Here is a 12578-nt window from a genome sequence, read left to right as displayed (position 1 = left end):
CAATTCGCGTCCGCTCCAGCAGGCACACGCTGGCGACGTCCGAGCCTGGGAATGGCCTATCAGGCGATCGGTCTCCCGCGCATCCCGCCGCCGCGAGGCGGCTCACTCCCACTCGATGGTGCCGGGGGGCTTGGAGGTGATGTCGACGGTGACGCGGTTGACCTCGGGCACCTCGTTGGTGATCCGGGTCGAGATGCGCTCGAGCAGCTCGTAGGGCAGCCGGGCCCAGTCGGCGGTCATGGCGTCCTCGGAGGTGACCGGGCGCAGCACGATCGGGTGACCGTAGGTGCGACCGTCTCCCTGCACTCCGACCGAGCGGACGTCGGCGAGCAGCACGACCGGGAACTGCCAGATCTCGGCGTCCATGCCGGCGGCCGTGGTCTCCTCGCGCACGATGGCATCGGCCGCGCGCAGGATGTCGAGACGCTCCTTGCTGACCGCGCCGATGATCCGGATCGCCAGGCCGGGGCCGGGGAACGGGTGGCGGCCCACGATGGCCTCGGGGATGCCGAGCTGGCGGCCGACCTCGCGCACTTCGTCCTTGAACAGCGTGCGCAGCGGCTCGATGAGCGAGAACTCCAGGTCCTCGGGCAGACCGCCGACGTTGTGGTGGCTCTTGATGTTCGAGGCGCCCGCTCCCCCGCCGGACTCCACGACGTCGGGGTAGAGCGTGCCCTGCACCAGGAACTTCACCGGCGCGCCCGGCGTGGCGAGCACTTCGCGCTCGGCGGCCTCGAAGGTGCGGATGAACTCGCGGCCGATGATCTTGCGCTTGGTCTCGGGGTCGGTGACGTCCTCGAGGAAGCCGAGGAACTGGTCGGCGGCGTCGACGACCTTGAGGTTGACGCCGGTCGCCGCGACGTAGTCGCGCTCGACCTGCTCGGCCTCGCCCTGGCGCAGCAGGCCGTGATCGACGAAGACGGCCGTGAGCTGGTCGCCGATGGCGCGCTGCACGAGCGCGGTCGAGACCGCCGAGTCGACGCCGCCCGAGAGCGCAGAGATGACGCGGGCGTCGCCGACCTGCTCGCGGATGCGCTCGACCTGCTCCTCGACGATGTTGACCATCGTCCACGTGGGTCGGCACCCGGCGATCTCGAGCAGGAAGTGTTCGAGCACGGCCTGCCCGTGCTCGGTGTGCATGACCTCGGGGTGCCACTGCACGCCCGCCATGCGCTTCGCCACCGACTCGAACGCCGCGACCGGGGTCACCGTCGTCGAGGCGAGGACGTCGAAGCCGGCCGGGGCGCCCGTCACCGAGTCGCCGTGGCTCATCCAGACCTTGTGCTGCTCGGGCACGCCCGCCAGCAGCGTCCCGCCACTGGTCACCGACACCGGCGTGCGGCCGTACTCGCGCGCACCGGTCGCGGCCACCTCCCCGCCCAGGCCCTTGGCCATGAGCTGGAATCCGTAGCACATGCCGAACACGGGCACCCCGGCCTCGAAGATGGCCTCGTCGATGCCCGGAGCGCCCTCGGCGTACACCGACGACGGACCGCCCGAGAGCACGATGGCGGCCGGCCGCTTGGCCAGCATCTCGGCCACCGGCAGGTGGTGCGGCACGATCTCGGAGTACACCTTCGCCTCGCGCACCCGCCGGGCGATCAGCTGGGCGTACTGGGCACCGAAGTCGACCACCAGCACCAGGTCGTGATCGGGGGTGCTCGCAAGCGCATCGCTCATGGCCGCAGCCTATCGGCGCCTCTCCGGCACCCGGCAGGCAGACGATGCCAGACCTGAGGCTCGCATGTAACGCGGTGTTACCCGGACTGGTGCGGCGCTGTGCGGGGTGTCCAGTCACCCGAACACCGCGTTGCATGCGCAACACCGCGTTACATGCCCGAAGCGGGAACATCCGAAAAGCGGACCAGGGCCCGGCCGGGGAGGGAGGGTGGCTGGGCCCTGGTCGTCCAGTCGATTCCGCCTGGACACGATCCGGCGATTTCGGGAGGGAGCATGAGTGCCGGATCACACTTCACAACGACGGCTCCACAGGTCGGTTACGGCCGATCCCAAAAAAGTTCTCAGCGGTGTCTCACCGGACCAGACCAGCCGACGAGACACCGCTGCGGAGCCTGCAGGAAGGCGTCAGGAGACGCCCACGATGGGCAGCCGCAACGCCCCCGGGGCGGCGTCCGGCACCGCCGGTGAACGCGGCGCCACGGGCTCGAGGCGCTGGTACTCGGCGTCCAGCCCCGGGCGCGGGTCGGCCTCGCCCTTGTTGGGCCAGAACGCCATGGCGCGCTCGGCCTGGGCGGTGATCGTCAGCGACGGGTTGACGCCCAGGTTGGCCGTGATGGCCGAGCCGTCGGCCACGTGCAGGCCGGGGTAGCCGTAGACGCGCTGGTAAGGGTCGATGACACCGGTCTCGATGGACTCCCCGATCGCGCAGCCCCCGATGAAGTGCGCGGTGAGCGGCATGTTGAACGGCTCGCCGATGTTGCCGCCCGCGGTGCCGCCGAGTACGTCGGCGATCCGACGCACGGCCTCGTTGGCGACCGGAATCCAGGTCGGGTTCGGCGCACCGTGGCCCTGGCGTGACGTCATGCGCCAGGTGCCGAAGGGCCCCCTCTTGCCGTAGGTGGTGATGGAGTTGTCGAGGCTCTGCATCACCAGCGCGATCACGGTGCGCTCCGACCAGTGCTTGAGGTCGTAGAGCTCGCGCAGGTTGCCGCGCTGCTTCCAGCACTCCCGCAACCATTCCCGCCACCGCGGCTGGTCGCCGTCCCCGTCGGTGAGCACCGTCTGCATGAGCGCCATCGTGTTGAAGCCCTTGCCGTAGCGGCACGGCTCGATGTGGGTGTCGTCGTCGGGGTGGAAGCTGGAGGTGATCGCGGTGCCGAAGGTGTAGTCCGTGGTGTCGGACGACGGCGCGATGGCACCCAGGATCGACTCGGAGTTGGTGCGCGAGAGATACCCGAGCCGGTCACTGAGACCAGGCAGGTGCCCCTCGTCCTTCATGCGGTGCAGCAGCTTCTGGGTGCCCAACGAGGCCGCGGCGAACACGACCTGGTCGGCGGTGAGCACGCGCGAAGCCTTCGCCCACGGGCGCGACCCGGTCCACTTCACGTGCACCTCGTAGCCGCCGCCCTTGCGGGGCTTCACCCGGGTGACGGTGGTCATCGGCATGACCTTCGCGCCGTTCTTCTCGGCGAGATAGAGGTAGTTCTTGACCAGGGTGTTCTTCGCGTTGTGGCGACAGCCCGACATGCACTCGCCACAGTTGCGGCACGGGTTGCGGTCGGGCCCCTCACCGCCGAAGAACGGGTCGGCGACCACCTCGTCGGGGTTCGCCTCCGGGCCGCCGAAGAACACGCCCACGGGCGTGGGGTGGAAGGTCTCGGCCACGCCCATGTCGCCGGCGACCTTCTCCATCACGTCGTCGGCCGGGGTGCGCACCGGGTTCTCGACCACGCCGAGCATGCGCTTGGCCTGGTCGTAGTACGGCGCCAGCTCGGACTTCCAGTCGGTGATGTGGCTCCACTGCGGGTCGCGGTAGAACGGCGCGAGCGGCTCGTAGAGGGTGTTGGCGTACACCAGCGAGCCACCGCCCACACCGGCGCCGGCCACGATCATGGTGTCGCGCACGGCGTCGACGCGCTGGATCCCGTAGCAGCCGAGCCACGGCGCCCAGAGGTAGCGCTTGACGTCGGTGGTGCCCGAGGAGAAGTCGGAGTCCTCGAACCGGGCTCCGGCCTCGATGACACCGACCCGGTAGCCCTTCTCGGTCAGTCGCAGCGCGCTGACGGACCCACCGAAGCCGGATCCGATGACGAGGACGTCGTAGTCCGCGGCGGCGTGGGTTCCGGGCATCAGGCCCTCCTCAACTTCTTCATCAGCTTCAGGTTCGCGGTCATCATCCGGGCGTACTGCTCGTCGCTCATGCCGAGCATCGGGGCGAATCGCAGCAGGCGCTGGTCGCCCACCGACTGGGCCTCGGTGTAGCGGTGGATGCCCTCGGCGCCCTGGCGGCGCCCCATGCCGGACTCGCGCATGCCGCCCATCGGCGACTCGACGCTGGCGAAGGTGGCGCCGAAGGCCTCGTTGATGTTGACGGTGCCGCACTTGATCTCGGCCGCGAGCCCGCGGGCGCGCTTCACGTCGCGGCTGTAGATCGAGCCGTTGAGGCCGTACTCACCCTCGTTGGCGCGCGCGACGGCGTCCGCCTCGTCGTGGAAGCGGTAGAGGGAGACGACCGGACCGAAGGTCTCCTCACCGAAGCAGGTCATGCCCGGCGTGACGCCCTCGAGGATGGTCGGCTCGTAGAAGAACGGGCCGAGGTCGGGGCGGTGCCTGCCGCCGGCGAGCACCCGTGCGCCCTGCGCGACGGCGTCGTCGACGTGCCGCTCGACGGTCGCGAGCTGGTCGGCCGAGATGAGCGAGCCCATGTCGGTGCCCCACTCCAGCGTCGCCCCCAGCGACATCGCCTGGGTGCGCGCCACGAAGCGCTCCACGAACCGGTCGTAGACCTGGTCGGCCACGAACAGCCGCTCGGTCGAGACGCACAGTTGGCCGGCGTTGGAGAACGACGCCCGAACCGCGCCCTCGGCGGCCCGCTCGACGTCGGCGTCGCGCAGCACGAGCAGCGGGTTCTTGCCACCGAGTTCGAGCGAGCAGCCGATGAGGCGCTCGGCGCAGCCCGCGGCGACGCGCTTGCCGGTGGCCGTGGAGCCGGTGAAGCAGATGTAGTCGGCGCGGTCGACGACCTCCGGGCCGATCTGGGAGCCGGGACCGGCGACGACCTGCCAGAGTTCGCGCGGGAATCCGGCCTCCTCGAGCAGTTGAGCGCCGTAGAGGGCCGAGAGCATGGTCTGCGCGTCGGGCTTGGCGACCACGGCGTTGCCGGCCATGAGCGCCGGCAGGCCGTCGCACAGCGCCATGGTGAACGGGTAGTTCCACGGCGAGATGATGCCGACGACGCCCTTGGGCACCCGGTTGACCTCGACCCGGGTCAGCGCCGGGACGACGCCGCGCACGCGCCGCGCGTCGAGGTGCTGGTGCGCGGTGCGGGCGTAGTAGCGGGCGGTGAGTGCCACGTGCAGTGGCTCGTCGAAGGCGTGCTTGCGAGCCTTGCCGGACTCCCACACGATCAGGTCGAGAATCTCGCCCTGCCGCTCGAGGATGAGGTCGTGCAGTCGCAGCATGATGGCGGCCCGGTGCTCCAGGCTCGTGCGCGACCACGCGCGCTGTGCACGACGGGCGCGGGCGAACGCCTCGGCCACGTCGTGGCCGCTCGACTGCGGGATGTGCGCCAACGGCGCGCCTGTGAGCGGCGTGTTCACCTGGGCGGTCTGGCCCGTGGTCGACACGAGACGCGCCGTGAGCGCGGCGACGTCGTCGGGCTCGAGGGCGTAGACGGCGGCCGGGTCGTGCTCGGGATCGGCCGGACCGTCGACGAGCGGGCCACCGGAACCAGGAGTCGTACTCATGAGTAAGACTCTAAGCCCCGGCCGGATTTGACACAATGACCTTATTTGTCAACAAGGGCGCCGTGGATCACGGTCCGTTGCGCGCTGAGCGGTGAGCGGGCAACCCCATCGGCCTCGCGCAGGGTTGACGCACCGCCCACCCCGCAGGCGACGTCACTGCGGCAGCGGCAGGTAGATCGACTTGAGCTCGGTGTACTGGCTGAGCCCCTCGGGGCCGAACTCGCGACCGACACCCGATGCCTTGAAGCCGCCGAACGGGCCGGCGAAGTCCATCGTGTAGGTGTTCACGCCGTAGGTGCCGGTGCGCACGCCGCGGGCGACGTCGAGGCCGGCCTCGAGGTCGGCCGTCCAGACCGTGCCGGCCGGGCCGTACTCGGAGTCGTTGGCGATGCGCACGGCGTCGGCGGGGGCGTCGTAGGCGATGACGGAGACGACGGGCCCGAAGATCTCCTCCTGCGCGATGCGCATGCGGTTGTCGACATCGGCGAAGACCGTGGGACGCACGTACCAGCCGTGGTCGAGGCCGTCGGGCATGCCGACACCCCCGGTCACGAGGCGGGCGCCCTCGGACTGCCCGATCTCGATGTAGCCGCGCACCCGCTCCTGCTGGCGGCGGGCCACCATGGGCCCGATCTCGGTGGCGGGGTCGGCCGGGTCGCCGACCAGCATGGAGCCGATGCCCTCGGCGAGCGCGGCGACGACCTCGTCGTAGCGACTGCGCGGCGCGAGCACGCGGGTCTGCGCCACACACGCCTGGCCGGAGTTCATCACCGAGGTGAACTTCAGGCCCTCGACGGTGGTCGCGAGGTCGGCGTCGTCGAGGATGATCGCGGCCGACTTGCCGCCCAGCTCGAGGCTGCACCGCTTGAGTTGCTCACCGCAGATGGCGCCGATCCGGCGGCCGGCGGCCGTCGATCCGGTGAAGGCGACCTTGTCGATGCCGGGGTGGCGCACCAGGTGCTCGCCGGTCTCGCGGCCGCCCGCGACGAAGTTGACGACGCCGGCGGGCACACCGGCCTCGGCGAACAGCTCGGCCATCAGATAGGTGTCGAGCGGGCTCTCCGGCGCCGGCTTGACCACCACCGTGCAGCCGGCGAGGAGTGCCGGGATCACCTTCGACATCACGGTGAACTGAGGCACGTTCCACGGCGGGATGGCCGCGACCACACCGACCGGCTCGTGGCGCACGATGATGTCGGCGCCGAGCGCGCCCGGGCGCGTGCCCTCCCACGAGAAGTCGCGGGCGATGGCGAGGAAGGCCTCGATCTGCATCCACGGCGCGGGCGACTGGGCGAGGTTGCTGAAGGAGGTCGGCGAGCCCATCTCGACGGTGATCAGCTCGGCCATCTCCGCGAGGTTGGCGGCGTAGAGACCGGAGAACGCCTCGATCACCGCGATCCGCTCGGCCGGCGTCATGCGCGGCCACGGACCCTGGTCGAACGCCCGGCGGGCCGCCTCGACAGCAGCGTCGATGTCGGCGGGGCTGCCGGCCGGCACGGTGGCGACGACCTGCTCGGAGTGCGGCGAGATCACCTCCAGCAGGTCGCCGGTGGTCGGTTCCCGCCAGTCGCCGTCGATGAAGAAGGAGTTGCGGTCCAAGGTCACGGTGGGAGTCCTCGTGGGTGTGGGTGAGGTGGATCAGGGCGCGTGGACGAACCAGTCGGTGAAGCCGCTGGGGCGGTGCTGACCCAGCACGCCGTGCTCGAAGAGACCCCAGCCGGTGCGGGCGGAACCGCCTTCGTGCCAGGTGAACCGGCCGGTCGAGTCGATGAGCCCGAACGGCAGCCGGCCGGCCACCTCGGGGTCGGCCAGGTCGTGGGTGATCCGCTCGACGAAGCCCTCGCCCCTCCACACACCGTGAGTCCAGCCGGAGTCGCCGCCGTAGCCGGCACCGATGTGCGTGGCGGTGTTCATCACGGCCTCGATGTCGACGCGCACCTCGGCGCCCTCGGGCGTGGCGCAGGTGATGACGCCGCCCGTGGGCAGCCGGGTGCCGGAGCGGTAGTCGATCGCGATGCGCGGCCAGCCCATCTGCTCGACCCGGCCGTCGCGCCAGATGCGGGTGACGTCATTGAGGGTGCGGAAGCCGTCGGGCTCCTCCTGCACGATGAACACCATGAAGAACTCGTCGAAGGCCACTGGACAGTAGAGCCACCACATGCCGTCGAAGGGCGGGTCGGCAGGCTTGCCCGGGGGCTCGGACTCCCCCACCGGCCGGATGCCCCACGACCGGTCGCGACTGCCCATCCACTCGTCGGGGCGGACGTCGTACTCGTCGCCGTCGATGGCCAAGGCGCCGGTCCAGGAGCCGACCTGGGCGAACCGCTGGGCGTCGATGATGGGTCGCACCTTGGCCGAGAGCATCAGGTGGTGCTCCTCCTGGGCTACCGGGAAGAGGCCGTTCCAGGTGAGATCGGCGCTGATGCCCTCGACGTCGTCGATGACCAAGCGCAGCTTCTGGAGCGGCTCGAGGATCTCCAGCGAGAAGCCACCCACGCGCTGGTTCATCCGATCGTGGTCGATGGCCTCGCCGAGGTGGACGGCGGTATTGGTCCCGCCCGCGATGTCACCATCGGCCCCGACCCGGTGCACCATGAAGTAGGCGTCCTTGGTGCCGAGGTTGGGGTAGTACCCGATGCCGCTGATGAAGAACACCGCGCCGGACCGATCGAAGCCGTTGAAGTAGCTGCGATCGTAGAAGTTGCGATCGCTCGAGCCCGGCAGCATCAGCGGCTGCGGCAGCTGGTGGATCGGGTACTCGTCGAGTCCGGTGATCATGCGCCCACCTCGTCGAGGGTCTGCTCGACCAGCGCACGACAGTGGAAGAGCTGCTCGATGTCGTCGGGTTGCTCGATCTCGCCGAAGCGCACCTGACGCTGCCCGGTGCGCATGAAGACGGTGCACCACGACACTCCGTGCAGCACGTGGTACCAGGCGAGATCCCCGAGCTGGACGCCGGTGCGCGCGGCGTAGGCGACCTTGACATCGGCTTCGCGCATGAAGTCGGGCATGCCGGGCAGGCCCATCGAGGTGGCGATGGACTCGAAGACCTGGTGGCAGTAGATCGTCCACGCGACGTCGAGCTCACGAGGCCCGAGGGAGGCCATCTCCCAGTCGAGGACGGCCACCGGCTCCGTGCCGCGCCACATCATGTTGCCGATGCGGGAGTCGCCCCAGCTGAGCACGGCCTCGTCGGTGTCGGGCAGGTTCGCCTCGAGCCAGGCCAGCGATCGTTCGATCAGCGGGGACGGCCCGAGGTCGGCCTTCGCGAACTCGTACCAGTCCCGACGCTCGGCCAGCAGCCGGGCGAGCGGGGTGCGGCCCTCGAACCCGTGCAGCACCGGGTCGAGGAATCCGAAGCGCTCGGTCGGATCCGCGATGGCGTGCAGTCGCGCGAGCACGTCGACCGTGGCGTCCTGCACGGCCTGGTGACCCTCGGCTCCGAGGTCGAAGAACCAGTTGTCGCCGAAGTTGTAGGGCAGCACGTCGGGGGGCACCTGGCCTTCGACGCGGTCCATCAGGAAGAACGGGGTGCCGAGCACCGACCCGGTCTGTTCGCGCAGCCCGACGCCGGGCACGGGCACGTCGGAGAGCTCGCCCACCAGCCGGATCGCGTCGTACTGCGCGTCGAGGTCGTAGCGCGGGAAGACCGGCACGTCGGCGGCGGCCGGCTCGACCCGGGCGACGAACGGGTGCGTGAATCGGCCGGCATCCGTCGTCCAGGTGGCGTCGAAGACCAGCGTCTCGCTGCTCATGCCGTTGGCGTCGACGCCGGCGAGCACGTCGACCGACGGATCCGCACCCGCCGGCAGTTCGTTCGCCAGCCAGGCGGTGAGCAGCCGACCCACCTCGGCGGCGTCGCGGCTGGAGCGCTGCATCACCAGGTCGGCCGGGGGCGGGGACTTGTCCGGCGTGCCGGGTGTGGCGCTGGTCACCATGGCAGCACAGTGGTGGAACACGTTCTAATTTGTCAACGGATCCGGCATTGCCCACCAGCTGTGAGGTAAGACTCGACTCGATCCCGGCACCAAAACGTCGTGACCCCCACCCGACGAAGCGAGGAGTGACGGTGGCCCTGCCCATCCCCCGCGAGAGCTCGTTCACCTCCCGCCTGCGCACCCCGGCCGTCTCGGCGCGGATCGGGCGCTGGCTCGGCATCGCGTTCACCATCGCCTTCCTCACCGGCCTGGTGAGCCACTGGGCGCAGGCGCAGACATGGTGGATCCCCTACCCGACGGCGCCCTCGTGGGGCTACCGGCTCACCCAGGGCCTGCACCTGGTCTCCGGCACCGCGTGCGTACCGCTGCTGCTGGTCAAGCTGTGGACCGTCTTCCCGAAGCTGTTCCAAGCCATGCCCAAGCCGTTCTCACGCGAGGGCGTGCTCACCGTGCTGGAACGAGGCTCGATCGCGGTGCTCGTCGCGGCCGCGATCTTCCAGCTCGCCAGCGGGCTGTCGAACAGCGCCCAGTGGTACCCGTGGGGGTTCAGCTTCCGCCCCACGCACTACGCCGTGGCCTGGCTCGCGATCGGCGCCCTCGCGCTGCACGTGGCGGTCAAGCTGCCCGTGATCCGCCAGGCGCTCGGCTCCGATGTCGAGGACGACGCGCTCAACCGCCCCGGCACCCAGGCGACGTCCGCCGGGCTCACCCGCCGCGGCCTGCTACGCACCACGTGGGTCGCCACCGGGGTGGCCGTGCTCGCCACGGCCGGCGCCACCGTCACTCCGCTTCGCCGGATCTCGCTGCTGGCGGTGCGCAACGGGAAAGGCCCGCAGGGCCTGCCCGTCAACCGCTCCGCCGAGGCCGCCGGGGCGACGGACGCCGCCCAGGATCCCGCCTTCCGCCTCACGATCGCGCACGGCGACCGCACGGTCGAGCTCTCCCGAGACGACCTCGCGGCGCTGCCGCAGCAGACCCGCACCCTGCCCATCGCGTGCGTGGAGGGATGGAGTGCCTCGGCGACCTGGACCGGCGTGCCGGTGCGCGACCTGCTCGACCTCGTCGACGCGCCCGCGTCGTCCGACATCTCGGTGCAGAGCCTGCAGACTCGTGGCGCGTTCGCACGCACCACGCTCCAGGGCAGCTTCAGCGACGACCCCGACACGCTGCTGGCCCTCCAGGTCGACGGCGAGGATCTCGACCTCGACCACGGCTTCCCGTGCCGCCTCATCGCCCCGAACCGACCCGGCGTGCTCCAGACGAAATGGGTGCACCGGCTGGAGGTGATCGCATGATCACGCGTCTCTCGCTCGGCGCGGTGGGCCTGGCGGGGCTCGCCTACGGAGCCTGGCTGCTGCTCGGCACCGGCTGGAGCAACATCGTCGCCGCGGTCGAGTGGCTGGCCGGCGGTGTGCTGCTGCACGACGGGGTCGTGGCGCCGCTCTCCATCGTGGTCGCAGCCCTGGCGCTGCGCGTCGTACCGTCGTCGGTGCGCGCCCGCGTGGCGGCAGCGGCGATCGTCATCGGCACGACGGCGACCCAGGCGCTGCCGCTCTTCGACCGGCCCGGAGCCAAGCCCGACAATCCGACGCTGCTGCCGCGCGACTACGTGACCGGGTGGCTGGTGATCGTGGCCCTCGTGGTGGTCGTGAGCGCCGCGCTGGTGCTGCTCGACCGCGTGCGTGCACGACGGAGCTGACGCGTGCCGCACTACGCTGCCGCGTGTGCCAGACCCCGACCCCGAGTCCGCCGCGTGGGTCGGGGGGCTCACCCCCGGCTCCCCCGAGCACGACGCCACCGTGGCGCGGTTGCTCGCCCTGCTGCGCCGGGTGACGGCGGCCGAGGCGGCGCGGCGCGCGGGCACGAACGGCCTGTACGGCCGAGAGCTCGACGACGTGGCCGAGCAGGCGGCAGACGACGCCTGCGTCTCCGTGCTGCGTCGACTGCCGGACTTCGAGGGGCGCAGCCGGTTCACCACGTGGGCGTGCCGGTTCGCGATCCTCGAGGTGGGCCAGAAGATCGCCCGGCACCGCTGGCGGCGCGACGGTGCCGCCCTCGATCCCGAGGCGTGGGAGCAGATGCCCGCACGCATCTCGACCGCGCCCGAGCAGGTCGCCGAGGCGCGGATCCTCGTCGAGGCGATCCGACGCGTGGTCGCCACGGAGCTGACGCCCCGCCAGCGGCACGTGTTCGAGGCGCTCTTCGTCAGCGGGGTGCCGATCGACGTGCTCGCGCTCGAGCTCGGCAGCACCCGCAACGCGCTCTACAAGGCCGAGTACGACGTCCGCGCGAAACTGCGCAAGCACCTGCTCGCGGAGGGGCTCGTGAGTGAAGGAGAGGTGACCCGATGACCGCACGGGAGCGGATCCTGGCGATCCTGCGCACCGACCCCGCCGACACCGACTGCTCGCATGCCCTGGAGCTCATCGACCTCTACGTCGACCTGGTGCTGGCGGGCGAGGATCCGGAGGCACACCTACCCGGCGCGCACGTGCACCTGCGCGAGTGCGGCGCCTGCCGCCGCGACTTCGAGGGGTTGCTGGTCGCCGTTCGCGACATCGGCGCCGGATGCTCCCCCTAGGCTCGAGGCATGCTTCAGACCTTGCGGATGCTGTCGATGACCATGATGAGCTCGCTGGTCGTGATCGGCGTCGCGATGTTCTTCGTCCTCGCCCCGGCGGACGGCGAGAGCACGATCGCTCCCACCGCCTGGCTCCTGGGCATCGTGGTGCTCGGCGTGGCCGTGGCCGCACTCGTGGGTGCGCTCGGCTACCGGCTGCCTCCGATCGCCCCCGGCACCGACCCGACCCGGGCCGGTCGGGAGTCCGGGCAACGATTCCAGGCCGCGATGATGCTGCGCATCGCGCTGTGCGACGCCGTGGCGATCGTCGCGCTGGCCCTGGCCTTCGTCGTCAGCGAGGGCGGGCTGTCGCTCTACCTGCTCGGCGCCGTCATCTCCCTGGGCCTCATGGTGCTGCACGTGCTGCCGGGCGAGGGCCCCATCTCTCGCTCCGAGCGGGCGCTGGAGCGCGACGGTGCGACGTCGTACCTGCGCGAGCGGCTGACCGCTGCGCCCCCGAAGTAGCGGTGGTCGAGCAGCGAGCGCCAGCGAGCGTCGTCGAGACCCGGTGAGCGACAAGCAACGCCGCTTCCCACCTCACCCGGTTTCGACCCGGGACTCGGCTGGCGCCTCGCCCGGCTCAACCACCGGGCT

Annotated in this window: 11 protein-coding genes; 5 read left to right on the top strand and 6 right to left on the bottom strand. The window is 70.7% G+C overall.

Going from position 1 to position 12578, the window contains the following annotated elements:
• Positions 1 to 102 precede the first annotated feature (102 nt).
• From guaA to ISG29_RS00640, 6 genes are all read right to left on the bottom strand, one after another.
• The gene (gene guaA / locus ISG29_RS00665; RefSeq protein ID WP_194501449.1) at positions 103 to 1680 is read right to left on the bottom strand and encodes a glutamine-hydrolyzing GMP synthase; all 1578 of its coding nucleotides are present in this window, start codon (positions 1678 to 1680) and stop codon (positions 103 to 105) included.
• A gap of 405 nt (positions 1681 to 2085) precedes the next feature.
• Positions 2086 to 3810 carry a GMC family oxidoreductase gene (locus ISG29_RS00660; RefSeq protein WP_194501448.1) on the bottom strand — a complete coding sequence of 575 codons (1725 nt, stop codon included), beginning with the start codon at positions 3808 to 3810 and terminating at the stop codon, positions 2086 to 2088.
• Positions 3810 to 5426 carry a succinic semialdehyde dehydrogenase gene (locus ISG29_RS00655; RefSeq protein ID WP_194501447.1) on the bottom strand — a complete coding sequence of 539 codons (1617 nt, stop codon included), beginning with the start codon at positions 5424 to 5426 and terminating at the stop codon, positions 3810 to 3812. The genes ISG29_RS00660 and ISG29_RS00655 overlap by 1 nt, the downstream gene beginning before the upstream one ends.
• Positions 5427 to 5579: 153 nt before the next feature.
• On the bottom strand, positions 5580 to 7031 hold the full coding sequence (locus ISG29_RS00650) for an aldehyde dehydrogenase (protein ID WP_194501446.1): 1452 nt from the start codon (positions 7029 to 7031) through the stop codon (positions 5580 to 5582).
• 33 nt (positions 7032 to 7064) lie between these two features.
• Positions 7065 to 8204: a hypothetical protein gene (locus ISG29_RS00645; RefSeq protein WP_194501445.1), complete on the bottom strand. Its 1140-nt coding sequence runs from the start codon at positions 8202 to 8204 to the stop codon at positions 7065 to 7067.
• Positions 8201 to 9364, bottom strand: coding sequence for a phosphotransferase family protein (locus ISG29_RS00640; protein ID WP_194501444.1), 1164 nt, complete (start codon positions 9362 to 9364; stop codon positions 8201 to 8203). Before ISG29_RS00640 ends, ISG29_RS00645 begins: the two co-directional genes overlap by 4 nt.
• Before the next feature lie 131 nt (positions 9365 to 9495).
• Between ISG29_RS00640 and ISG29_RS00635 the strand changes: the two genes are divergently transcribed.
• From ISG29_RS00635 to ISG29_RS00615, 5 genes are read left to right on the top strand one after another with little or no spacing between them, the layout of a single operon-like run.
• Positions 9496 to 10659: a molybdopterin-dependent oxidoreductase gene (locus ISG29_RS00635; protein WP_328827372.1), complete on the top strand. Its 1164-nt coding sequence runs from the start codon at positions 9496 to 9498 to the stop codon at positions 10657 to 10659.
• Positions 10656 to 11063, top strand: coding sequence for a hypothetical protein (locus tag ISG29_RS00630; protein WP_194501443.1), 408 nt, complete (start codon positions 10656 to 10658; stop codon positions 11061 to 11063). The genes ISG29_RS00635 and ISG29_RS00630 overlap by 4 nt, the downstream gene beginning before the upstream one ends.
• Before the next feature lie 25 nt (positions 11064 to 11088).
• Complete coding sequence (locus ISG29_RS00625; protein WP_207792620.1) at positions 11089 to 11715, top strand: sigma-70 family RNA polymerase sigma factor; 627 nt, start codon at positions 11089 to 11091, stop codon at positions 11713 to 11715.
• A complete protein-coding gene (locus tag ISG29_RS00620; RefSeq protein WP_194501441.1) occupies positions 11712 to 11945 on the top strand; it encodes a hypothetical protein in 234 nt (77 codons plus the stop codon). Before ISG29_RS00625 ends, ISG29_RS00620 begins: the two co-directional genes overlap by 4 nt.
• A gap of 9 nt (positions 11946 to 11954) precedes the next feature.
• Positions 11955 to 12449: a hypothetical protein gene (locus ISG29_RS00615; protein WP_194501440.1), complete on the top strand. Its 495-nt coding sequence runs from the start codon at positions 11955 to 11957 to the stop codon at positions 12447 to 12449.
• The last annotated feature ends 129 nt before the right edge of the window (positions 12450 to 12578 follow it).

This window comes from Nocardioides acrostichi (assembly GCF_015319165.1).
Lineage (GTDB): Bacteria > Actinomycetota > Actinomycetes > Propionibacteriales > Nocardioidaceae > Nocardioides > Nocardioides acrostichi.
The sequence above is the reverse complement of the archived record's forward strand: the minus strand, read 5'-3'. Positions and strand labels throughout refer to the sequence as shown.